The organism is Commensalibacter sp. M0355, assembly GCF_016101365.1.
Lineage (GTDB): Bacteria > Pseudomonadota > Alphaproteobacteria > Acetobacterales > Acetobacteraceae > Commensalibacter > Commensalibacter melissae.
Map to the genome: position 1 here is coordinate 144144 of NZ_JACFQQ010000003.1, position 24478 is coordinate 168621.

At 39.4% G+C, this 24478-nt stretch carries 22 protein-coding genes; 15 read left to right on the top strand and 7 right to left on the bottom strand.

Features of this window, described 5'->3' with window-relative positions:
- Nucleotides 1-25: 25 nt before the first annotated feature.
- The 3 genes from dnaJ to H3T44_RS06540 all read right to left on the bottom strand — a co-directional run bounded on the left by dnaJ (nt 26) and on the right by H3T44_RS06540 (nt 4081).
- Nucleotides 26-1162, bottom strand: a complete 1137-nt coding sequence (gene dnaJ, locus H3T44_RS06530) for a molecular chaperone DnaJ (protein ID WP_110439202.1) — start codon at nt 1160-1162, stop codon at nt 26-28.
- Nucleotides 1163-1291: 129 nt separating this feature from the next.
- A complete protein-coding gene (gene dnaK / locus H3T44_RS06535; protein WP_198196653.1) occupies nt 1292-3229 on the bottom strand; it encodes a molecular chaperone DnaK in 1938 nt (645 codons plus the stop codon).
- A gap of 234 nt (nt 3230-3463) precedes the next feature.
- Nucleotides 3464-4081: a nucleotide exchange factor GrpE gene (locus H3T44_RS06540; protein ID WP_155566139.1), complete on the bottom strand. Its 618-nt coding sequence runs from the start codon at nt 4079-4081 to the stop codon at nt 3464-3466.
- Nucleotides 4082-4337: 256 nt separating this feature from the next.
- Between H3T44_RS06540 and H3T44_RS06545 the strand changes: the two genes are divergently transcribed.
- The 15 genes from H3T44_RS06545 to H3T44_RS06610 all read left to right on the top strand — a co-directional run bounded on the left by H3T44_RS06545 (nt 4338) and on the right by H3T44_RS06610 (nt 19581).
- Nucleotides 4338-5048 carry a response regulator transcription factor gene (locus H3T44_RS06545; protein WP_198196655.1) on the top strand — a complete coding sequence of 237 codons (711 nt, stop codon included), beginning with the start codon at nt 4338-4340 and terminating at the stop codon, nt 5046-5048.
- A gap of 43 nt (nt 5049-5091) precedes the next feature.
- The gene (locus tag H3T44_RS06550) at nt 5092-6852 is read left to right on the top strand and encodes an ATP-binding protein (RefSeq protein WP_370552739.1); all 1761 of its coding nucleotides are present in this window, start codon (nt 5092-5094) and stop codon (nt 6850-6852) included.
- A 366-nt stretch (nt 6853-7218) separates the two neighbouring features.
- The gene (locus H3T44_RS06555; protein WP_110439197.1) at nt 7219-8085 is read left to right on the top strand and encodes an OmpW family protein; all 867 of its coding nucleotides are present in this window, start codon (nt 7219-7221) and stop codon (nt 8083-8085) included.
- Nucleotides 8086-8103: 18 nt separating this feature from the next.
- Nucleotides 8104-9468, top strand: a complete 1365-nt coding sequence (gene hemN, locus H3T44_RS06560; protein WP_198196659.1) for an oxygen-independent coproporphyrinogen III oxidase — start codon at nt 8104-8106, stop codon at nt 9466-9468.
- A gap of 14 nt (nt 9469-9482) precedes the next feature.
- Nucleotides 9483-10139, top strand: a complete 657-nt coding sequence (locus tag H3T44_RS06565; RefSeq protein ID WP_198196661.1) for a 2OG-Fe(II) oxygenase — start codon at nt 9483-9485, stop codon at nt 10137-10139.
- Nucleotides 10140-10223: 84 nt separating this feature from the next.
- Nucleotides 10224-11870 carry an electron transfer flavoprotein-ubiquinone oxidoreductase gene (locus H3T44_RS06570; protein WP_198185085.1) on the top strand — a complete coding sequence of 549 codons (1647 nt, stop codon included), beginning with the start codon at nt 10224-10226 and terminating at the stop codon, nt 11868-11870.
- Nucleotides 11871-11909: 39 nt separating this feature from the next.
- Nucleotides 11910-12659, top strand: a complete 750-nt coding sequence (locus H3T44_RS06575; protein ID WP_198185084.1) for an electron transfer flavoprotein subunit beta/FixA family protein — start codon at nt 11910-11912, stop codon at nt 12657-12659.
- A gap of 2 nt (nt 12660-12661) precedes the next feature.
- Entirely contained in the window at nt 12662-13609 is a 948-nt protein-coding gene (locus tag H3T44_RS06580) for an electron transfer flavoprotein subunit alpha/FixB family protein (protein ID WP_198185083.1), read from the top strand.
- Nucleotides 13610-13706: 97 nt separating this feature from the next.
- Complete coding sequence (locus H3T44_RS09145; protein ID WP_255412377.1) at nt 13707-13838, top strand: hypothetical protein; 132 nt, start codon at nt 13707-13709, stop codon at nt 13836-13838.
- A gap of 48 nt (nt 13839-13886) precedes the next feature.
- Nucleotides 13887-14789, top strand: coding sequence for a metal ABC transporter solute-binding protein, Zn/Mn family (locus H3T44_RS06585; protein ID WP_198196662.1), 903 nt, complete (start codon nt 13887-13889; stop codon nt 14787-14789).
- Entirely contained in the window at nt 14789-15547 is a 759-nt protein-coding gene (locus H3T44_RS06590; protein WP_110439190.1) for a metal ABC transporter ATP-binding protein, read from the top strand. The genes H3T44_RS06585 and H3T44_RS06590 overlap by 1 nt, the downstream gene beginning before the upstream one ends.
- Before the next feature lie 23 nt (nt 15548-15570).
- Nucleotides 15571-16380 carry a metal ABC transporter permease gene (locus H3T44_RS06595; RefSeq protein ID WP_232342162.1) on the top strand — a complete coding sequence of 270 codons (810 nt, stop codon included), beginning with the start codon at nt 15571-15573 and terminating at the stop codon, nt 16378-16380.
- A gap of 90 nt (nt 16381-16470) precedes the next feature.
- Nucleotides 16471-17397, top strand: a complete 927-nt coding sequence (rapZ, locus tag H3T44_RS06600) for an RNase adapter RapZ (RefSeq protein ID WP_198195037.1) — start codon at nt 16471-16473, stop codon at nt 17395-17397.
- Between the two features lie 49 nt (nt 17398-17446).
- Nucleotides 17447-19021 carry a bifunctional phosphoribosylaminoimidazolecarboxamide formyltransferase/IMP cyclohydrolase gene (gene purH / locus H3T44_RS06605; protein WP_198196664.1) on the top strand — a complete coding sequence of 525 codons (1575 nt, stop codon included), beginning with the start codon at nt 17447-17449 and terminating at the stop codon, nt 19019-19021.
- A gap of 14 nt (nt 19022-19035) precedes the next feature.
- Nucleotides 19036-19581: a hypothetical protein gene (locus H3T44_RS06610; RefSeq protein WP_198196666.1), complete on the top strand. Its 546-nt coding sequence runs from the start codon at nt 19036-19038 to the stop codon at nt 19579-19581.
- A 29-nt stretch (nt 19582-19610) separates the two neighbouring features.
- On the opposite strand, the gene H3T44_RS06615 is transcribed toward H3T44_RS06610, so the two are convergent.
- The 4 genes from H3T44_RS06615 to gmk are packed head-to-tail and all read right to left on the bottom strand — an operon-like array spanning nt 19611 to nt 24476.
- The gene (locus H3T44_RS06615) at nt 19611-21116 is read right to left on the bottom strand and encodes a replicative DNA helicase (protein ID WP_370552735.1); all 1506 of its coding nucleotides are present in this window, start codon (nt 21114-21116) and stop codon (nt 19611-19613) included.
- 4 nt (nt 21117-21120) lie between these two features.
- Nucleotides 21121-22332, bottom strand: a complete 1212-nt coding sequence (locus H3T44_RS06620; protein WP_198196667.1) for an AGE family epimerase/isomerase — start codon at nt 22330-22332, stop codon at nt 21121-21123.
- 34 nt (nt 22333-22366) lie between these two features.
- Nucleotides 22367-23812 carry a D-glycero-beta-D-manno-heptose-7-phosphate kinase gene (rfaE1, locus tag H3T44_RS06625; RefSeq protein ID WP_198196776.1) on the bottom strand — a complete coding sequence of 482 codons (1446 nt, stop codon included), beginning with the start codon at nt 23810-23812 and terminating at the stop codon, nt 22367-22369.
- A 7-nt stretch (nt 23813-23819) separates the two neighbouring features.
- Nucleotides 23820-24476, bottom strand: coding sequence for a guanylate kinase (gmk, locus tag H3T44_RS06630; protein ID WP_155567436.1), 657 nt, complete (start codon nt 24474-24476; stop codon nt 23820-23822).
- Between the last annotated feature and the right edge of the window lie 2 nt (nt 24477-24478).

The window sequence follows — 24478 nt, forward strand, 5'->3', positions numbered from 1 at the left end:
TTTCATTTATCAAAGAATAGATTAATCAGGATTTTCCTTCAAAAAAATCTTTGACTTTCTTAAAAAAACTCGTTGTTTCCGGATTTCCCTCATTTTCTTTATTTTGTGCTTCTGCCTCGAATTCTTCAAGCAGCTCTTTCTGGCGTTTTGTCAAATGTTGAGGAATCTCGACTTTGACTTCAATATACATATCACCACGTGATGAAGAGCGTAGAACAGAAAAACCCTTACCCCGTAAACGGAATTGTTTACCTGTTTGGGTACCGGCAGGAATTTTCACTTTTGATCTGCCACCATCTATGATAGGTACTTCAAGTTCTGTTCCCAAAGCAGCCTGCGTGATTCGAATGGGGATACGACAGAATATATTTGCCCCTTCTCTGTGAAATAGATCATGGGGTAAAACAGAAACATATACGTATAAATCCCCAGGTGGATTTCCATTGCTGCCGGCCTCCCCTTCCCCCGAAATCCTTATACGTGTTCCATCTTCAATTCCGGCAGGTATATCGATTTCCAACTCTTTATCTTGATTTTCAAGCCCGGTTCCATGACATTTTTTACATGGGTTACTGATGACCTGGCCTGTTCCATGACAGGTATTACAAGGGCGTTCTACCAGAAAAAATCCCTGTTGAGCACGGATTTTTCCAGAACCATGACAGGTCGGACAGGTTTTATTTCCATTGGTTTTGTCTGTTGATCCTGATCCATCACAGCTTTGGCAAGGTTTTTTTGTTTTATATTTTACCTTTTTCTTAATGCCTGTAAAAGCTTCAGTTAACTGGATTTCGGTTTGAATTTGGATATCAGCACCAGAACGTTTGCGACTGTTACCGCCACGATTCATACCCATCATATCGCCGAACATGTCAAAGATATCGCTGAAGCCACCAGCTCCAAAACCACCGCCGAAACCATTACCGGCCCCGCCATTTTGGAAAGCATCGTGACCAAAACGGTCATAAGCGGCTTTTTTCTGTTCATCTTTTAGAACATCATAGGCCTCATTTATTTCTTTAAATTTGGCTTCCGCCTCCTGATCGCCAGGATTGCGATCAGGATGGTATTGCATTGCTTTCTTGCGATAGGCTTTTTTAATTTCTTCGCTACTTGACGTGCGACTAATCTCTAGAATTTCATAATAATCTCGTTTAGACATTGATGTCCTCAAATTATCTTCAAATAGATATCGTAACAAAAAGCAGCCCGCCTTTGTTGAAAGGACGGGCTTGACTTCTTACGACATATCAAATTGGTTAATATATCTTATTTAATAGGCATTGACCCATTAGCTAGATTTTTTGTCATTATGATTGACATCTTCAAAATCAGCATCAACAATGTCTTCTTCTGGTTTTGCAGAGGAACCTGCTTGATCTGCAGTTTCTGCTCCAGCAGCCCCTGCGGCTGCATTTGCATCATTGGTTGCTTTGTAAATGGTTTCACCGATTTTCATCAAAAGCTGGGAAAGTTTTTCAGTTGATGATTTTAGGGCCTCCAAATCATCACCTTCTTTTTTGCTTTTAACATCGGCTACGGCAGCTTCAATATCTGATTTTGTTGAGGCATCAATCTTGTCACCATGCTCTTGCAGGTTTTTCTCTACCTGGGCGACCATCATATCTGCCTGATTTCTGCTTTCAACCATTTCTTTCTTCTGCTTGTCTGCCTCAGCATTCGCTTCAGCATCTTTAACCATTTTTTCGATATCGGCATCTGACAGACCACCAGAAGCCTGAATACGAATTTGCTGCTCTTTACCGGTTGCTTTATCCTTGGCGGATACAGAAACGATACCGTTTGCATCAATATCGAATGTTACTTCAATTTGTGGAACTCCACGTGGTGCAGGTGCGATTCCTGTCAGGTCAAAGTTGCCAAGCAACTTGTTGTCTGCCGCCATTTCACGTTCACCTTGGTAAACCTTGATGGTAACAGCACTTTGGTTGTCTTCTGCTGTAGAGAACGTTTGGCTTTTCTTTGTAGGAATGGTTGTGTTTCTATCGATTAAACGTGTGAAAACACCCCCGAGTGTTTCAATTCCAAGGGATAAAGGAGTAACGTCAAGCAACAGTACGTCTTTAACATCCCCCTTAAGAACAGCACCTTGAATGGCAGCACCAATTGCAACGACTTCATCAGGGTTAACGTTACGGGCGGGTTCCTTGCCAAAGAAGCTTTTGACGACCTCGATGACTTTTGGCATACGGGTCATTCCACCTACCAAAATAACTTCATCAATATTATTTGCTGATAATCCGGCATCCTTGATCGCTGCCTTACAAGGTTCTAGGGTTTTGGTGATTAGATCATCAACCAAGCTTTCCAGTTTTGCACGGCTTAGTTTAATGACCAAGTGTTTTGGACCGGAAGCATCAGCGGTTATAAATGGAAGGTTAATTTCCGTTTCTTTTGAAGAGGAAAGTTCGATTTTTGCTTTTTCAGCTGCCTCTTTCAAACGTTGTAAGGCAAGTTTATCACTGCGAAGGTCAATTCCTTGTTCTTTTTTGAATTCATCAGCCAAGAAATCAATGATTCGAGCATCAAAATCCTCACCACCAAGGAAAGTATCACCGTTGGTTGATTTAACTTCAATTACACCATCAGATATTTCTAGAATAGAAATATCAAAAGTACCACCACCTAGGTCATATACAGCAATGGTGCCGCTATTTTTCTTTTCCAAACCGTAGGCCAGCGCGGCGGCTGTTGGTTCGTTGATAATACGAAGAACATCAAGTCCAGCAATTTTACCGGCATCCTTGGTTGCCTGACGTTGCGCGTCATTAAAATAAGCCGGAACAGTAATGACAGCCTGTGTTACTTTTTCGCCCAGATATGCTTCTGCTGTTTCTTTCATTTTACCTAAAATGAATGCAGAAATTTGTGAAGGGGCGTATTTTTTATCTCTGGCTTCAACCCATGCATCGCCATTTTCACCTTTGACAATAGAATAGGGAACCAACCCCTTGTCACGGCTTACAGTCGGATCGTCAAACCGACGACCAATTAACCGTTTTACGGCGTAAAATGTATTTGTTGGATTAGTGACAGCCTGTCTTTTTGCTGACTGACCAACAAGCATTTCATTGTTTTCAGTGAAAGCAACCATCGAAGGGGTAGTACGGGCCCCCTCACTATTTTCTATTACTTTGGTTTCATTACCTTCACGGATAGCAACACAGGAGTTTGTTGTACCAAGGTCAATACCAATAACTTTACTCATTAATTCATCTCCTAATAGCAACTTTCACAAGACCCGAAGCGCCTTCTAAAAGTCCTTTTTTAAAAATCATGGTCATTAAACATTAACCCCCAATAATGGCGAGGTTACAGTTATGACTTGTTACCATTATATAAGTTTCTTTAGTGAAATCTTCAAGAAACCTTTTGAACAGCTCCATTATACACATTTAATTAATGGAAGTCAGCTAATTAATTTAGTTATTTAATATCTGCATTATGTGTTTTCAGGAGATTTGGCCACGACAACCATGGCTGGTTTTAACAGACGGTCATTTAGGGTCCATGTTGGGGTCCAGCTTTGAATAATGGTTCCCTGAGGGTGTTCATCAGATGGTTGTTCTGCCATTGCTTGATGTTTATTTGCATCAAATGGACTGCCTGTCGGATCTTCACATTTGATACCATTTTTTTCCAGAATTTTTAAAAATGAACGTTCAGTACTTTCAAAACCTTCACGCATTTTTGTAATCATTGGATCTTCATTCTCAGCTGGTTTTGGCAAGCTATCAATGCCGCGACGCAGGTTTTCGGCTGCCTCTACGATGTCACGAGCAAATTTCTGTACAGTATACAGGCGTGTATCTTCAAGCTCTTTTTTATGGCGATTGCGCAGATTCTGATTTTCGGCTTCTGAACGCATCCACTGATCTTTCATGGCTTGCAGTTCATTTTTCAACTTGTCAACTTCACTATTCTGGCTGGAAGAGGAATCTGAAGATTCCGTGCCGTTATCCTCTTGTGGGAAAATAGTTTCATGACCCCGTGAATCTTGTTCCTGATCAGGAACAGAGCTATTTTCTGTATTGGCGTGTAAATTTTCTTCTTTTGTCATAATAACCAAATTTGTTTTATTCTGTTAAAAAGATTGTAAAAGATATTGGATAAGATCGGTATCCTTACAAAATTTAAGACAGATCTATTTTAATAAACTTTTTGAAAGTTACAAGAAATACGAATGAAATAGAGCAAATAAGATATAGAAATTAACCTTTGGAATTGATTTTATAATTTATTTTCTATTTAACTTTATTCTAGCATATTTATATAAGATTTTGATTTATTTTTAATGGATTGGTGGAGTGTAACAGGTGGAAGCAGGGAAACATGTCATAGCATTGGTTGATGATGACCGTAATATTTTAACCTCTGTTTTTATGATGCTGGAAGCTGACGGTTTTATTGTTCAGACCTATACGGATGGTGAAAGTGCGTTGCAAGGTCTTTTATCACGTCCTGTTGATCTGGTGGTTTTGGATATTAAGATGCCTCGGATGGATGGAATAGAATTGTTGCAGAGACTGCGTAACCGTTCCCAAATTCCCGTGATAATATTATCTTCCAAGGATGAGGAAATTGACCAGTTAATGGGGTTGCGCCTTGGGGCAGATGATTATATCACTAAACCTTTTTCCCAGCGTCTTCTTCTGGAGCGTATCCGTGCTTTGTTAAGGCGTCATGAAGTCAATAAGGCTGAAAATGATGGTGGGATCAATAACGGTTTGGTTGTTCGTGGTGCTTTAACCTTGGATGATATGCGCCATCAATGTCGTTGGCATGACCAGGATATTCAATTGACAGTAACTGAATTTTTATTGACCAAAGCATTGGCAACACGGCCCGGCCTGGTAAAATCAAGGGATCAGTTGATTGATGCTGCCTATGGTGAAAATATTTATGTTGATGATAGAACAATAGATAGTCATATTAAACGTATCCGTAAGAAATTTCGTCAGATTGATCCTGAATTTAATAAAATAGAAACGTTGTATGGCATTGGATATCGTTACAAAGAAGATTAGAAAAGTCTATAAACTCTTTGGTTTTTTTTATCGTCATTACCCTTTGGAGGATAGAAGATTCAAGAAACTTTTTTTCTCTCCTCTGATGAAAAGGATATTATTGGTTAATACGCTTCCTCTTGTGGTTTTGGTTGTTACACTCCTTTATTTGAATCAATTTCAGAATAGCCTTTTGGAAACAGAAATCAATGTTTTACGGGAGCAGGCAAAAATTTATGCTGGAGCACTCAGCCAAAGTGCAATCAAGAAGATTAAGGATGATGTTTTTTTTCGATCCTTGGATTTTTATGCTCTGGTGCCAGAACAGCGAAATAATCAATCTTTATCTGTTGAATTGGCCAGACCTCTTTTGTTAAGCCTAACAAACCCCAGTCCACGTGTACGTGCACGTGTTTATGCTGTTAATGGGAAACTGGTTATTGACAGTCAAAATGAAAGAAAAAAAATATATAGATCTTATAAAGATAATCGACTTGATAATTCAGTTTTTTCAAATACAGAACAAGATTCACAGAAAAAAATAACCGTATTTGGTGAGAGTAATAAAAATAAATATTTAAATTATGACGGCTTTTTAGAACAGATTTATGATCATCTTTTAAGTTGGCTTCCCTATACGAATGCAAGAAGAATTGAGTTTCTTGAAATGGGTGCTGATCCAGATAGTGTACCTTATGATAATCAGACATTTAAGCTGCATGAATTATCAAATAATTATGAAGCTCCCCCTTATATTCGTAGGACGGTTGATTATCGTTTGTTGATTACCGTATCTGAACCTATCATCCATCAGAACCAGCTTGTAGGTATTATTGAATTGACAAGAGAGGCACAGGATATTGATCAGGCGCTATTTTCTGTGCGTGCATCAATTTTGATTCTATTTTTAGTTGCCTTGGCAATAACGGTCCTATTATCTTGGTATTTGTCGTTGACTATTGCAAAACCTTTACTGAGTTTGGCTAATTCTGCTTACAGGATTCATAAATCTACGGGACGAAACAGAATGATTCCTGATTCCCTTTTGATCCGAAAAGATGTTATCGGTGATCTGGCAAGGGCAATTCAGGATAGTGCAAGAGAGTTATGGGCTAAGATGGATGCAATTGAGCGTTTTGCGGCTGATGTCAGTCATGAGCTAAAAAATCCTTTGTCTTCTATTCGTTCTGCAATTGAATTGTTACCAAGAATAAAAGATGATAAACATCGTCAACAGTTATTATTCATCATTACCGATGATGTTAAACGTTTGGATCGTTTAATAACGGATATTGCTAATTCAAGTCGTATTGAATCTGAAATGTCAAGGGTGGCTCCAAAAGCTGTTGCTGTAGCGCCTATTTTTCGTTTGCTTGCTGATATCAATGCAGCCACACAGAAAGAAGATGATCCTTATATTGTTGTGGATCTGAAAAATGACGATATTAAATATCCGCTTTCTGTTTTGGCAATTGAAGATAGACTGGTACAGGTTTTAAGGAATTTAATTGGAAATGCATCTTCTTTTTCTCCATCAAAGGGAAGAATTATTTTGTCGGCTGTTGCAGTCAAAGATAACGTGGAAATCATGGTCAGTGATGAGGGGCCGGGGATTCCTGAAAACAAATTAAACAATATCTTTGAACGGTTCTATACAGAGCGACCTCAAGGAGAAAATTTTGGGCAACATTCAGGTCTTGGATTATCAATTTGTCGGCAAATTGTGGTTGCCTTGAAAGGGTCAATTCGTGCCTATAACCGGTATGATGATGCAGGAAAAGTTATTGGCGCCTCTTTTGTGGTTTCTTTACCAAGGGCAAAATAACTGATTGGATTTTGTTGTAAATTTAAAAATTTAATCAAACAAAAACCGATTCGTTCAAAGAATTTTCGAATATTTAATTACAATTAAAGATATATTACAAATATATATTTGTAATATAATATGTAAAAAAAATACTTATTAAAATAATGATTATCCTAATTTGTTAAGCTTTATCAGGAACTAATTAATTTTTTTGCGAAAGATTACATATTTATTTGTTGTTATTTGGTCACATTATGTATTGTTTAAGTATATATTGTTAGAAACTGGTTGCCTGATCAATGGTTATGATCCTAATAAAAAAGAACATTTAACTATTTAATTTGATCATTTCATCTTTACTTTGATCAGTAAGGTTTCATCACAATGAAAAAATCATTAAGTCGTATTCTTACCTGTGCATTTTTGTTTACGCCAGTCGCAGGCTATGCACAACAACATTATGCTTCTCCTAATCTGACTCCTGCTGCCAATCCAGCATTGGCTCCAGCTTCAAGCACAACTGCCCCAGCAACGGCAATTCCTATGAGAAGAGAAGAAATCTGGGCTTCTGGCTGGAGTGGAAAAATCCAGTATCGTGAAGTTCCAATGTATGCTCCACCTAAAAAACCAAAACCTCATTGTGGTTTATTTAAAACATGTCCTGGTGTAACCAGAATTGGTTTGGGTAAAGGTGATTTTATCATCAGATTAAGTGCATTGGGTGTTATCACGAATAATACAAGTTCTAAAACATCCGTTGGAGGGCATGTCAATGCAACAAACCAGGTTATGCCTGAATTAAGTTTTGATTATTTTGTCACGGATAATTTGTCATTTGAATTAATTGCGGCAAGTACACGTCATGAAATCAAGGCACAGGGTGTCCCGGGTCTTGGTAAGGTGGATGTGGGCAGTGGATGGATTTTACCTCCTACCTTGACAGCACAATGGCATTTCCGTCCTCATAAGGCCTTTAATCCTTATGTAGGTGTTGGCTTGACAGTCGCTTTCTGGCATAATATCTCTCCTGCAGGGGGTATTGTCAAAAAAGTGGGGTTGGAAACAGCAGTTGGTCCATCTTTCAATTTCGGGTTTGATTATCAGATTGTTGGAAACTGGTTCTATAATGCTGATGTAAAACAGATTCTTTTACAACAACGTGCCCATATTAATGACAGTCCTAACAGAATTGATGCTCGTACTTCTTTGAATCCAACCGTTGTAAGTATGGGTATTGGATATCGCTTTTAATTCATTGCGGAGATTGGCATGAAACCCGAAGTTTCCTTTGACCGTCTTGCGCGGTATGAAGGAAACGTGCCGCGTTATACAAGTTACCCAACAGCTGTACAGTTTGAAGAGCGTGTCGGGTTTAATGAGTATAAACATTGGTTGCAGGCTTTTCCTGAAGAAGAGCCTGTTTCTTTGTATATCCATGTTCCTTTTTGTGATGAATTGTGCAAATTTTGTGCCTGTAACACACAAGTCGTTCATCAAGTTAATGTGCGGGTTGCTTATGGTAATCTTCTATGTGATGAATTGAAACGACTGGCAACCCTTTTAAAATCGCGTCGTAAAGTAAGTTTTGTTCATTTTGGTGGGGGTACTCCTACAACATTACCGATTGAAGCGATGAAAAAGGTAATGTCAACAATACGATCCTTATTTTATGTTCAGCAAGATGCCGATATTTCGATAGAATTAGATCCAAGACATATCTCCGAGGATTATCTTGTATTATTACCCTCTGTTGGGTTTACACGGGTTAGCCTTGGAGTTCAGGATATTGCTCCTGAAGTGCAAAAGGCTTGCGGTCGAATCCAGAGTTTTGAAATGATTTCTGATTGTATTGATCGTGTCAGACAGAAAAATATAAAATCGGTTAATTGTGATTTGATTTATGGTCTGCCCAATCAAACAGCTGCCAGTGTTCGAGAAACGATAGAAGCTATTGTGACGTTAAGGCCTGATCGTTTGGCTGTTTTTGGTTATGCACATGTCCCATGGAAATTTAAACGCCAAACTTTGTTGGAGGGGGAAATCTTACCCAATCCGGCTGAACGTTTTGAGCAGAGACAGATTATTGATGAAGTTTTAAAAAAAGCGGGTTATCGAGTTATCGGATTTGATCATTATGCTTTGCCTCATGATTCCATGAGTAAGGCAATGGAAAAAGGTGCACTTCATCGCAACTTCCAGGGATATACCGTAGACCAAGCCAAAGCACTGTTAGGAGTTGGTGCTTCATCAATTTCAATTTTACCGCAAGGTATTTTTCAAAATCAGCCATCTTCCTATGGCTATCAAAAGGCAATGCAGCAGCTCGATATCTTGCCCGTTGTAAGGGGAGTGCAGCGTAGTACAGCAGATTTGTTCCGTTGGGAAATAATTGAGCGGTTAATGTGTGACTTACATGTTGATTTAAAGAAAATGATTGGTCAATATAAACAAGATCCGTCTTTATTAGGTGAGTTTCTTAAAAAGCTACGCTGTTTTGAAGAGGATGGTCTGGTTATTATTCGTAATAATGAAATTACAGTGACAGAAGAAGGTCGTCCCTTTTTACGAAATATCGCCGTGGTTTTTGATGCTTATTACCGTGCAGCTCCCCATCGCCATGCGCAGGCGATTTAGGTGAAAGAAAAATTATGCAACTTGTAGAAGAGATAAAGCAAACCAAACAAGATATCAAAAACGTAATTGATCATGCTGATTATCATTCGCTGCCATATTCCTATTGGACAATGACGAATGTCTTGCCTTCATTTATTTGTGACTCTCTGTTGAACTGGATGCCTGATTCAAGATCTATTGCCGGTGATGTGAAGGGCAAAAGGGAAAATCATAATAAAGATCGTGTATTTGTAACCCAGCAAAAACAGAGGGAGGATCCCGCCTGTGCGGTTTTGGCGCAAGTTTTTGATTCAGAGGAAATTCGTTCTGCTTTCTCTCATTTAACAGGTGGTGACCTTTCCAATACTTGGTTAAGATTGGAATTATGCCTTGATACTGATGGGTTCTGGTTGGAACCACATACAGATATTGGGGCAAAGAAATTAACCTTTTTGCTTTCTTTGTCCACTGCAGAAGGGGCCGAGGGATGGGGGACCGATATCATGAATGAGGAAGGTCAGTCTTTGAGAAGAAGCTCAGGCGTTTTCAATTCAGCATTTTTATTTATTCCCGCTAAAAATACCTGGCATGGTTTTGAAAAGCGACCTATCAAGGGAGTGCGTCGTACCCTTATTTTAAATTATGTAGATTCAAGTTGGCGTGCAAAACATGAATTGGCATTTCCCTCGTAATTGAATAAAGTCTTTTTAATTAAGATTAAAGATATATATAATTTGCAACTTGATAAATATCAGCAGAAGAGAGATTAAGGAATTATGGGTGAGGTTGTGCGAGAGCAAATGGAATTCGATATTTTAATCGTTGGTGGAGGACCTGCCGGTCTTTCAGCGGCAATACGATTAAAGCAATTACTTCCATCTCTTGAGATCTGTTTGATTGAAAAGGCTTCTGAAATTGGTGCCCATATTGTTTCAGGAGTGGTGATCGAACCGACAGCGCTTAATGAGTTGATCCCAGATTGGCAGCAAAAAAACGCCCCTTTAGACACGTCGGTTCAGTATGAGGCATTTTTTTATCTGCCGAATGAAGACAAGTCTATAAATATCCCCATTATTAAATCTATTATGCCTCAAATGGACAATGAGGGAAATTATGTGGGAAGTTTGGGTGATTTTTGTCGGTGGCTGGCTGCAGAAGCTGAAGCAATGGACATTCAAATTTTTCCAGGATTTGCTGGTAGTGATCTCATAATTGAAAATAATCGAGTTATGGGTGTAGTGACTGGTGATATGGGACTTGAAAAAGATGGCAGCCAGGGAGGCAATTATGTTCCAGGTATGGAGCTAAGGGCAAAATATACGTTATTTGCAGAAGGCTGTCGTGGTTCCTTATCCAAAAAGCTCATGGGCTTTTTCAATTTACGTCAAGGTGTTGACCCACAAACATACGGAATTGGAATTAAGGAATTATGGGAAATTCCACAGGAAAAATTTTCGGCTGGATATATACAGCATAGCTTTGGTTGGCCCTTGGACAATCGCACTTATGGTGGTTCATGGCTTTATCATTTTGGCAGTAATCTGGTTTCATGTGGTTTTGTTTTGGGATTGGATTACGAAAATACCTGGCTTTCTCCATTTGATGAAATGCAGCGTGTAAAAAAACATCCCATTATCCGCAAATATTTAGAGGGAGGCAGAAGAATAGGATACTCTGCCCGTGCATTATCTGAAGGTGGATACCAATCCATTCCAAAACTGACCTTTCCTGGTGGTCTATTAATCGGAGACGCAGCAGGCTTTTTGAATGTTCCAAAAATTAAGGGAACGCATACTGCAATGAAATCAGGAATGATTGCCGCTGAGTCGATTGTTGAGGCATTAAATACACAACAAGCAGAACCTATGATTTATCAATTTCGTATCCGTAAATCCTGGGTTTATGATGAATTGTATCAAGTGAGGAATATTCGTCCCGCATTTGCAAAATTTGGTGCAAAGTTTGCAACATTGTATACGGGATTTGATTCCTTGGTTCGGGGGAAAGTGCCTTGGACCTTTCGCCATCGTTTGGCTGATAACGATAAATTAAAAGCGGCTTCTTTATGTGTTAAACCTGATTATCCAAAGCCCGATGACAAATTGACATTCAGTCGTGAATCTTCCGTATTTTTGGCGAATATTGATCATCGTGATGATCAGCCTGTTCATCTGAAATTAAAAAATCCCTCAATTTGGAAAACGGTTAATTGGGATATTTTCAAGGCTCCTGAAACAAGATATTGTCCGGCTGGTGTTTACGAGGTTGTTGATGCTGATCATGAGAATCAAGAACCCAAATTACAGATTAATGCGCAAAATTGTATTCATTGTAAGACTTGTGATATCAAGGATCCAACACAGAATATCGATTGGGAAACACCTGAAGGCGGCAGTGGTCCCAATTATTCAGGGGGAATGTAGAAATCATTTAATTATGTGTAATTATAGAGAAAGGTCATTATGAAAGTAATTGTTCCGGTTAAAAGGGTTGTTGATTCCAATATAAAACCGCTGATAAAATCAGATGGATCCGATGTTGAGATTAATGGTGTAAAAATGTCCATGAATCCTTTTGATGAAACAGCTGTTGAGGAGGCTGTTCGTTTAAAGGAGAAAAAAATTGTCTCGGAAATTGTGGTTGTTTCCATAGGAGAAGCGAAATGCCAAGATACATTGCGAACAGCTATGGCAATGGGGGCGGATCGGGGAATTCTGGTGACAACGGATAAGGCTGTGGAGTCTCTGACCGTTGCAAAAATTTTGCAACACTTTGTGGACAGGGAAAAACCCGACCTTGTGTTAATGGGTAAACAGGCCTCAGATGATGATATGAATGCGACAGGGCAGATATTAGCTGCCAAACTTGGATGGGGACAGGGTACTTTTGTCAGTAAACTGGAGTTATCTAATGGACACGCAAAAATTGCCAGGGAAGTCGATGATGGACAGGAAATTCTCGAGCTAACATTGCCAGCAGTCATTACAACCGATTTACGGTTGAATGAACCTCGTTATGCATCATTACCCAATATTATGAAAGCACGTAAAAAGCCTTTGGAAACGGTCGCTTTAAGTGAATTGGGAATTGAGGCAAAAAAACATTTGGAAGTTATTTCCGTAAAAGAATCCTCTTCGTCTCGTGAAAGCGTCATTGTTGATTCTGTTGACGCATTACTTGATAAACTTAAAAATGAAGCAAAGGTAATTTAAGAATGACCGTTTTAGTTTTGGCAAGCTATGAAAAAGGTGATCAAATTCGTTCCATTACCCGATCAGCGATTACAGCCGCATCCAAACTAGGGGAAGTTCATGTTCTATTAGCTGGGAAAAACCTAGAAGCAGTAACGAAAAAGGCTGTGGCGCTGGCTGGTGTTTCAAAGGTGCTGGTTGCCGATCATGAGGTGTATGCCCATATGTTGGCAGAGCCAACCGCAGATCTGATTGCATCTCTGGCCGATTCTTATGATACGGTTATTGTTCCTGCAAATGCTGAAGGAAAAGATATTTTGCCTCGCGTTGCTGGGTTGTTGGATATGCAGCCTGTATCTGATGTTATCGAAATTATTGATGCCTCCACCTTTGTGAGACCTATTTATGCTGGGAGCATTTTGGCAACGGTTAAGTCTCATGATTCCAAAAAGCTTTTATCTGTTCGTGGAACGGCTTTTGCTCCTGTTGCTGAAGATGGGGGGAGTGCCGAGATTGAGACTCTGGGTAATTTTCCCGGTTCGGAAAAATCATTATCCAAATTCTGTGAACTGCAAATTTCCCAATCGGACAGACCAGAATTGGAATCTGCCCGTGTTGTTATTTCAGGCGGACGGGGTATGCAAAGCGGTGAAAACTTTGTGTTAATTGAAAAGGTGGCGGATCAATTAAATGCCGCCATTGGGGCATCTCGTGCTGCAGTTGATGCCGGATTTATCAATAATGATTGTCAGGTTGGCCAAACAGGGAAAATTGTTGCTCCGGAATTATATATCGCAGTAGCCATTTCTGGTGCCATTCAGCATCTTGCGGGTATGAAAGACAGTAAGATCGTGGTTGCAATTAACAAAGATCCTGATGCTCCAATTTTCAAGGCTTCGGATTATGGTATTGTTGGCGACTTATTTGAAATTCTCCCTCAATTAGAGGAAAAACTTAAAGCATTAAGATAAAAGATATTCAATTGAGGCATGATTTTTTAACAATGTTTCAATTGAATGAATAAGGTTAAGTGGAAATATTAATATTAATAAGGTTAGGATTAGGGCGATGAAATGGGAATTACAGCAACCAAGAGATAAGTATTATGTTCCAGTTATAACCATTAAATGGTTGTTGATTCTTCATCTGGCCCTAATTGTATTGCTTAGTATTATGATTATTGGTGCCTGGGAATTATAGGAATTGGTGAGCAGTTTAATTTTAAGTTGGGGAATGGCATTCTAAATAATGAAAAATGGTGACATAATCAAGGGCAATTTTTTTTTCAGTATTTTATTAAGTATTTTTGCTTTGTTATTTTATGCTTGTCATGATGATGTAAAAGCCAAAGTTGTTCATATTGTTGCTGCTGAAAATATGTACGGGGACATAGCCCAACAAATAGGGGGTGATAACGTCAAGGTTGACGTGATTTTAAATAATCCTGATCAAGATCCGCATCTATTTGAATTGACCCCGCATATCAGCAGAATGACAAGTCAAGCTGATTTAATCATCATGAATGGTTTAGGGTATGATGACTGGATCAATCGGCTAATTTCCCGTGTTGAAATAAAAAACGGAAAGGTTATCTCCATTCAGGATTTGTTAAATCGTTCTGATGGTAGTAATCCACATTTATGGTATGATCTCCAATCAGTCAAGAAATTGGCTGGGTATTTGGAGCAAAAATTATCCCTTCAGGATCCTGAACACAAGAATTCTTTTTTGCATAATCGTGATCATTTTTTGCATGAAATCGACAGTATAGATCGGCGTATTCATAAAATTCGTGTTCAGCATCCTGATTTAAGCGTGGCTGCTACGGAACCTGTTTTTGGGTTGATGGCCAAACATATGGGCTTTAGGGTATTGGAAGAATCCTATCAATGGGTAATTATGAACGGTGGAGAACCGACCCCCCAGCAAACAGCCCAATTTATCCAGGATTTTAAAACCCATAAAATAAAAATCTTGTTTTATAATAATCAGGTCAGTAACGGCGCGACAGAGCGTTTGAAAAAAATGGCGTCAACATATAAAATTCCTGTAATTGGTGTTGAAGAGATTATGCCTGTTTCTCTTTCTTATCAAACATGGATTAACCAGACATTAGATAAAATTGAGGCGGTAATACAGAGCATTCCCTGATGACAATCCTCGCTTGCAATAAGCTGCGTATTCAGTTTGGTAACCGGCTTGTTTTGTCAGATTTAACCTTTAGCATTGATGAGCCCCAGTTTATAGGGGTTTTCGGTCCTAATGGGGCGGGCAAAACAAGTTTTATGAAAACAATTTTAGGTATTTTACCTGTTCAGCAAGGAACCTTAAAAATTTTTGGAAAACATCCAAGACAGGTAAGGAAGGAAATAGCCTATATCCCTCAGTATCAAAATATGGATAGCTTTCATTTGACGGGAAGATCATTCATTGCAAGTTCTGTTCATGGGAATCGTTTGGGTTTACCGTTTCTAGCAAGAAAAGACCATCAGGAAATAGATCGGGTTCTGGATGATGTGGAGGCAAGGGATCTGGCTGATCTATCCTTGATGGAAATGTCGGGTGGCCAAAAACAGAGAATTTTATTGGCACAAGCCCTTTTAGGGGAGCCAAGATTTATTATACTGGACGAACCTTTTAATAACTTGGATCCCAAATGGGTAAAAGTTATTCTAGCCCTGATAAAAAATATACAGCAGGAAAGAAAAATTTCTGTCTTATTGTCAACGCATGATTTAAATCCGTTAATTCATGTTATGAATCAGGTATTATGTATTGGTAATCAATCAGCAATTCTGGGCAAGGTTCAGGATGTCATTACAGCAAAGACTTTAACGAAGCTTTATGGTTTCCCAATACAGGTGATAAAGGCAAATAATACGTGTTTTGTAACAACATCCTTTAATTAAGAAATTCGAAAGTATATTCTTGGATGCTTACCCTTGAATTTATGTATCATGCATTTGCCGCTGCAGGGATTGTGGCTTTATTGACAGGGTTTATTGGTTATTTTCTTTTATTGAGAAGAGAGGCCTTTGCAGGACATGCATTATCGCATATAGGGTTCGCTGGGGCGACAGGGGCGGGACTGTTGGGAATATCCCCTTTTGCCGGACTGCTTGTTTTCAGTTTATTTGCTGGTGGATTGATCGGTTTTATAGGCCCACAGTTGAGGGATCGTGATATCGCTATTGGCCTGGTTCTGTCAGCATCAATGGGTTTAGGTCTGTTATTTCTCCATTTTTATACCCATTACGCGACACAAGTTACGAGCTTGTTATTCGGCAATATTTTTGCGGTTGATACAGTCATTTTATATGATCTTGTCGGTCTCGCATTATTTTGCCTAGCTGTTATGCTGTTTTTTATGCGACCTTTGTTATTTGCCACCTTGCAACCAGATTTGGCCGAGACAAGAGGAATCTCTTTACGATGGGTTTCGATAGTCTTTCTAATGCTGGTTGCCTGCATAACTGTTGCTTGTGTTCAAGTGACCGGTATTCTTTTGACCTTTTCTTTGATGATTGGACCTGCTGCTGTTGCCAGGCAATGGGGTAAGACAATATGGCGGGCACTTATGGTTTCGGTTTTCCTGGCTGTATTTGAGGCCTGGAGTGGTATAGTGGCTTCTTGGTATACAGACTTGCCAGTATCTTTTTGGATCAGCTTTTTTAGTTTTGTCATTTATTCAATAAGTTTGCTTTTTTTCAAAAGAAAAATATCATTTCGAAAGTATTTATAAATATCATATTGTATAAAGAGTAAGGATTGCTTAACATAACCCTTTATGGGGTATTTGAAAATTTTTATTTAAAAAGTTGATTTCTTCAGAATGCATGATTTCACGTCAAGTAAGAAATTGGTAATTTTTGTAACGGGATTATCAGGAGCTGGTAAAGCGTCCATTCTTCGGGTTTTTGAGGATCTTGGATATGAACTGGTTGATAATGCGCCTTTACAGCTTATTGCGGATGTTGTTGGGCGTGTTCAGGGACCTATTGCAATAGGCATTGATTCCAGAACCAACGGGTTTGAGGTGAATGCATTTCTAGAGGTTTTAAATAGTTTAAAGCAGAATTCATCCCTTAAGGTTGAACTAATTTATGCCACGGCAGAGTTGGACGTTTTGTTGCGACGTTATACAGCAACCCGTCGTCGTCATCCAATGGCTGCCAATGGTACGGTTAAGGACGGGATTAATGCTGAAATAGCCTTGATGAATCCATTACGAAATGTTGCTGATCTGGTTATTGATACATCGGATCTTCCCCCTACGGAATTAAGGTTGCTTGTGGAAACAAGGTATAACTTTAATCATCTGGATACTAAAAACCGCTTTACCCTAACCTTGATGTCTTTTGCCTTTCCTGTTGGAATTCCGAGAGAGGCGGACATGGTATTCGATGCACGGTTTTTGCATAATCCTTATTATATATCAGAATTATCAGCACTGACGGGACTGGATACGTCGATCCAGGATTATGTTAAAAGTGATCCTGATTATGAGAAATTTGTTGATCAGATTTATCAGATGCTAAGTTTGATTTTTCCCCGTTTTGCGATAGAAGGAAAAAAATACGTCACAATTGCGGTAGGATGTTCTGGTGGACGTCATCGTTCAGTTACCGTTATAGAGGACCTTGCGCGTCGTATTGTTAATTCTAAAGATAAAGAAATGCGTTTCCCTGCATTGGTTATCCATCGTGAACTGGCGCGGCAGGGAATTCAGACATGGCGATGGGTTGCCCATCCTCAATAAAAATTATAATAAGTGTAAATTGTTAGAATATTAGGTTTGGAATATTAATATGGATCAACAGATTATTCCTGTTCGTCGGGCTTTGATTTCTGTTTCTGATAAAACAGGTTTAATTGATTTGGCCAAGTTATTGGCTGAAAACAGCGTGGAAATCTTGTCAACAGGTGGGACAGCCAAAGCACTTCGGGATGCCGGAATAAAAGTGGTGGAGGTTTCGGATTTTACAGGATTTCCGGAAATTCTGGATGGTCGAGTTAAAACATTGGTGCCTCAAATTCATGGTGGGTTATTGGGACGACGTGATCTGGCCAGTCATCAGGAACAAATGAAACAGCATAATATTTTGCCGATTGATTTGTTGTGTGTCAATTTATATCCTTTTGAGGAAACAGTCGCGTCAGGCGCCGGTAAAGAAGATATTATAGAAAATATTGATATCGGTGGTCCAGCTTTAATCAGGGCTGCATCTAAAAACCATAGTCATGTCGCGGTGTTGACGGATGTTCATCAATATGCCGTTTTTAAAGAGGAAATGAAGCAGAATGGTGGAACAACAATACAGCAGCGGCGAAAATTGGCCCAGGCGGCTTATGCCCGGACCGCTGCATATGATGCTGCGATTGCCAGTTGGTTTGCAGGTCAGGCAAAAGATATATTTCCAGAACGCCTAAATTTAAGTGGCCAACGGAAACAGATTTTGCGATACGGGGAAAACCCTCATCAACAGGCTGCTTTTTATACGAATGATGAACAACGTCCGGGTGTTGCAACAGCCCAACAATTACAGGGTAAAGAGCTTTCCTATAATAATCTTAACGATACAGATGCAGCTTTTGAAGCGGTGGCTGAATTTGATAAACCATCTGTTGTTATTGTCAAACATGCAAACCCTTGTGGTGCAGCAAGCGCATCTTCTTTATCAGAGGCTTGGGATTTGGCTTTACGGTGTGATCCTGTTTCTGCTTTTGGAGGAATTATTGCGGTCAATCGTCCATTAGATAAAGAAACCGCACAAAAAATTATAACTATATTTAGTGAAGTGATTATTGCTCCAAAGGTCAATTCAGATGCATTGGAGATCCTTTCAAAGAAAAAGAATGTAAGGATTTTAGAAACAGGGGCAATGCCTGATCCATTGGCACAAGGTATGACGGTTCGCACTTTGGCGGGTGGGTATCTTTTACAAAATCGTGATAATGGACGACCTTCCGATTTTAAGGTTGTAACTAAACGCGAACCTACTGAAAAGGAAATGGAAGATCTGATTTTTGCCTTTACGATTGGCAAGCATGTTAAATCAAATGCAATTATTTATGTTAAAGATAAAGCGACTGTAGGGATAGGTGCGGGTCAAATGAGTCGTGTCGATTCAGCCAGAATTGCCGCCCACAAAAGTGCGGAAGCAGCTCAAGCAGCCGGTTTAGAAAAACCCATGACCCGGGGAAGTGTTGTTGCTTCAGATGCCTTTTTTCCATTTGCAGACGGTTTGCAGGCTGCCGTAGCGGCAGGTGCCACTGCGGTTATTCAGCCAGGTGGTTCAATGCGTGATAATGAGGTGATTGCGGCCGCAGATGAGGCTGGAATTGCAATGGTTTTTACGGGAATGCGCCATTTCCGTCATTAAAAGGTCAAGAGAAAATGAAACGGATAGGTTTGTTCTGTATTTCTTCTTTATTTCTGTTTGTGCAGTTTGTTCATGCGAAAGAATATCGCTTGAAAAGTCAATTTGATCCAGCTTCGGTTCAATGGTCTAAAACAACAGGAAATGCAGCGGTCGCAGGTATGGGTATCTATCGATTATCCGATGGTACGATGAAAAGTTGTGCAGGACAAACCGTCTATTATTATCCCTATTCTGATTATATAATGGAACAGTTGCAGTTTAGAATGCGAGGTATTACCAATATCAAGAATTTAAATCCACAGTCTGTTCAATACAGTTTTTCCGTAACTTGTAATCAAGAAGGTGATTTTCACATTGCCTATTTGCCGGCAGGAAAATGGATTTTTGTAATGAATATTCCTGTGGTAAAAAATGATGAAGACTATTCTTCTTACAATCAAGAATCAGATTTAAGTGGTGTCGCTGGGGAAGGGAATGGCATTATTTATCGGATTGTAACCCTTACCCCTCAAAAAGTCACGCAGGTTCCCTTGATTCAGGGGGATGTTAACAGCCATTAACATGAATGGTTTTGTTAATTTTTATTGAATTAATAATCGTGAATTTCGTCAAGATCGGTAAAGCGTGTAAATTCTCCTTCAAAAAAGAGGTCAATTTTACAGGTTGGGCCGTGACGTTGCTTTTCAAGAATGAGTTCTGCTTTATTATGAACCTTATTCATATCTGCTTGCCATTTTTCCAAGGCAATTTGATATTTATCCTCATTTTCAAATGTGGTTGGTTTTGGCATGCGTTGCTGTAAGTAGTATTCATCACGATAGACAAACATGACGCTATCTGCATCCTGTTCAATTGAGCCAGATTCTCGTAAATCTGAAAGTTGCGGACGTTTATCTTCTCGGCTTTCGACTTGTCTTGAAAGTTGTGAAAGTGCAATAACGGGAATGTTAAATTCTTTTGCCAGAGCTTTTAATCCTTGGGTAATTTGTGAAATTTCCAAGACCCGACTTTCAGGTTTACTGCCAACGGATGGACGCATCAGTTGTAAATAGTCGACGACAACCAATCGCAACCCTTTTGTTCGAGATAATCTCCGGCAGCGTGTTCGCATGACGGATAGACTGATTGCAGGTGTATCATCAATGTAGAGAGGAAGCTGTGATAATTCTCGGCTGACTTGAACAAAGCGATCAAATTCCCTTTGTCCAATTTCTCCACGACGGATGCGTTCACTTGAAACACGTGATTCCTCGGAAAGTAAACGGGTGGCCAATTGTTCAGAAGACATTTCCAAAGAAAAAATGGCAACAGTTCCTATTTTATGATGATTTGTATCCGATTGAATTTGTGATTCTTGTAAAAGATTGCGTGCCGCATTAAAAGCGATTTTAGTTGCCAGGGCAGTTTTTCCCATGGCAGGTCGACCAGCCAGAATAATTAAGTCAGAAGGATGCAATCCCCCAGTTCTTTTGTCCAAGTCACGTAATCCTGTCGTGAGTCCGGCGATTCCGCTACTGTTTGTAAAAGCCTTTTCAGCAATTGTAATGGCTTCTGTTAAGGCATTTTCAAAGGTGACGAAACCACCCTCTTGCCCTTTATGCGTGGCAAGCTGGAAAAGCTTTTCTTCGCCCAAAGAAATCTGATCAGTGCCATTTATTTCAGTATTTGATTGAAAAGCTTCGTTGACAATATCCTCGCCAATATCAATTAACTGTCTTCTTATCCAGGCATCATGAATAATTTTACCATAATCCTTGGCATTAATAATTCCCACCATGGATTGTAACAATTGTCCTAGATAAGCTACTCCGCCAACCTGATCCAATTTTCCCGAATGTTCAAACTCAGCTTTCAAAGTAACGGCATCCGCTATTTGACCGGCTTCAATACGCTTTACAATAGCATCGTAGATTTCTTTATTGATGGGATCTGAAAAATGTTCACCAATCAAAAAATCGGCGATTTTATCATAAGCTTTATTGTTGGTCAGTAAAGCACCAAGCAATGCCTGTTCTGCTTGAATATTGGTTGGAGGCAGTCTTTGTGACATTTCCAACAAAGATGATTTACTAGAACTGGATTCTTTATTACTCACGTTTTTATTGTATCACTTTTTGTTGATTAATAGGGTTGTTAATTGTGGGGTAATCTGTGGATAATGTGGATAAGTTGATTGTTTTATGAAGTTGTATATAGGCACTCATGATATGATAAAATGAACTGGTGGGTATTTTATCGTTTCTATAATGATAGTGATCATCTAATTGATCTTGCCATGTGCCTGAGGGGCAGTGGGTAAAATAGCGATATAATAAGTTATGAAGAATTTGGACAAGATGGCGGCAACTTGTTTCATCTTGATTATGAATTGTCGCCCGTAAAGCTTCTGTCTGAACCCATAATCGGGCAGATTTATGGGTTAGTGTCCCGTCTCTTCTTACTTTATCCGCAACGAGTCCGGTTTTTTGATCAATGGCATGTAAACGGTTAAAAAGAAATAGACGGTCAATTTCGTTTTTATAACTGATTCCAGTCAAGCGTTGATATTCGTAAAGCAGCCAAATCCATTCATATTGATGTCCCGGCTCGATGCTTTCCCGAGCCATGCAAGGAGCATTAAACCACCCTTCAGTATAATATTCACCTAAAACACCAGCTTGATGATCAAAAAAATGATTTTTAAATAGAGAAATAAGTTTGTGGGCTAAAAGAAGATCTCGTTCATTTTGGGTAACTTCGAACAAGGCCAGCGTTGCTTCCAGAAGATGCATATGCGGGTTTTGTTGACGATATCCGGTAGTCAAGGGGAGAATATTTTTAAAACCACCCTCAGGATAAGCCATAAATTGCAGGATCCATTGTATGGTCTGGCGGGCCTGTTGAATGGGTCTGGGATTATTACTCAATTTTCCATACCAGGCCAGAGAGAAAATGATAAAGGCTAGATCATATAAATCAGAAGCTTTATCAAGAATCTTTCCATTTCGTGTTAGGGATTTTGCCCAATGTCCCTCACCTTGAAGGGCATTTTGCATAAAAACATATATTCTTTCAGCAATTATGTTGCCCTTTGTCCATCCCAAAAGTCCTGCTTGACTAAAGGTATAAAGTTGACGTGCCTGAACACGCATTCGTTTGTATCCAGGAAAATCAGGTTGTCCATCAAGCTTTAGTTGTTCATGAACTCCGTAGAGAAAAGGGTTTTCTGCGGTTCCATCACATCCTATTGTTCCCCAATATGGTAAGGCCTTATCAAATAACCAGGAAGTAAAGAGGATATAGTATCGGGTTATATTTTGGGAGATAGGCATAATACTTGACTTTTTAGACTCAAATTACATTGATTTATAAATGTTTTATTTTATCAATAATATTGGTGGTTGAAAAACCTTTCTGCAATTCTGTCAAAATAACTTTGCCGTTATATTGTTCAACGATATCCTGTCCAACAACTTCTTTTCCAATATAATCTGCCCCTTTGATTAGAATATCAGGTTTTATATGTTGAATAAGATTAAGGGGGGTATCGTCGTCAAAGGCAACAACGGCATCGACATACCGTATGGCAGAAATGAGTCTGGCGCGTTCTTTTAACGGATTAATAGGTCTTTTGGGTCCTTTTAAACGTTGAATACTTGTATCTGAATTCAGTGCAACGATAAGCCGGTCACATTGTGTGCGTGCTGATTGCAAAAGCGATATATGACCTGTATGGAGGATGTCAAAACATCCATTGGTAAAACCAATAGTAAGCCTCTGTTTTTTCCATTTATTGACTTGAAGGGTCAAATCATTCAGTGAAATTAGTTCAGGTGTAACAAGAGGAAAAGTCTCTTCTGAAGATTGTGCTTTCAGTTCATTTTTAACTTCTGCAATGGTGGCGGTGGAGGTTCCCGCTTTTCCGATTACGACACCAGCAGCTGCATTTGCAATATGCATTGATTCCCTTATGCATAATCCCGAGGCGACCCCCAATGCCAAGGTTGCAATAACTGTATCGCCCGCGCCAGAAACATCAAATACCTCCCTAGCTCGGGAGGGTATATGTTGGGTGTTTCTGTTTTTTTCAACTAATGTCATTCCCTTTTCTGATCGCGTGATCAGAATGGCTTGTCCCTGGGTGATATCTAAGAGTTCCTGTCCTGCCTTTTCAAAATCGGTATCAGTTTTCAGGGACATCTGCACGGCCTGGCTTGCTTCAGCAATATTGGGTGTGATACAGGTTGCATGTCTATAAAGGGAAAAATCCCTGGATTTAGGATCAACAAATACAGGCAGGCTGTAATGCTTGGCCCTTTGTGTGATAAACTGAATAATCTCAGGGTGACAGACCCCCTTTCCGTAATCAGATATGATAACAGCCTGAACAGATGGAATATTTTTTTCAATATTTTCAATCAATAAGGTGATTTCTTCGGAATGAAGGGGAATAAGACTTTCTTCATCTGCACGAATGATTTGTTGATTTGCAGCGATAAAGCGCGATTTACAGATAGTTGGGCGATAAGGAGAGGAAATAATGGAATCTTCGGGAATATATTTCGAACGCATTATTTTTTTTATTTTCAATGCATATTCATCATTTCCGACTAATCCAACCAGAACAGCCTTACCATTTAGGGATAAAATATTATTGGCAACATTTCCAACACCGCCCAGCATTTCTTTTTGGCTGTTTAAATGAAGAACAGGTACTGGTGCCTCGGGTGAAATACGCTGGACATTTCCGTAAATAAAGCGGTCCAGCATAATATCGCCTATGCACAGGATGGTTAAGGCTGAAAAATCCATTTTAGTATTATCGCTCATGTTGAAAATTTTGAATGAAAGGGTCTAAAAATAATTGTCTGTCTGTTTTTAATCGTTCGCTGGCTAAAATAGATTCAATTTCTTCAATAGCCTTGTTTAATTGATGATTAATAATAACATAATCGAATTCATTCCAATGGGATATTTCATCCATTGCCTTGTTCATTCTATTGTTAATTTCGTCAATATGGTCTGACCCTCTCAGTTGAAGGCGATTTTTTAGTTCATTAAGTGAGGGGGGCAAGATAAAGATACCTACAACATCATGGGGTAAAGCCTTACGAATCTGTTGATGTCCTTGCCAATCTATGTCAAAGATAAGGTCTTTGCCTTCCGACAATAGTTTTTCGACCGGAGCCCTGGGTGTACCATAACCTCGACCAAAGACGGTTGCCCATTCCAGTAACTCATCATTTTCTGCTTGTTTTTCAAATTCTTCTTGACTGATAAAATGATAATGAACACCGTGTTCCTCACCGGGTCGAGGGTCACGGGTTGTTACTGAGATCGAAGGAAACAAATTGGGTTGAGTCGCCCGGAGAGCATTGGCAATTGTTGATTTTCCAGCACCAGAAGGAGCGGAAAGAACAAAACAGATTCCTCTTTTTCTTGGAGTTGATGTTGATTTGGCTTTAGATTCAGACATAC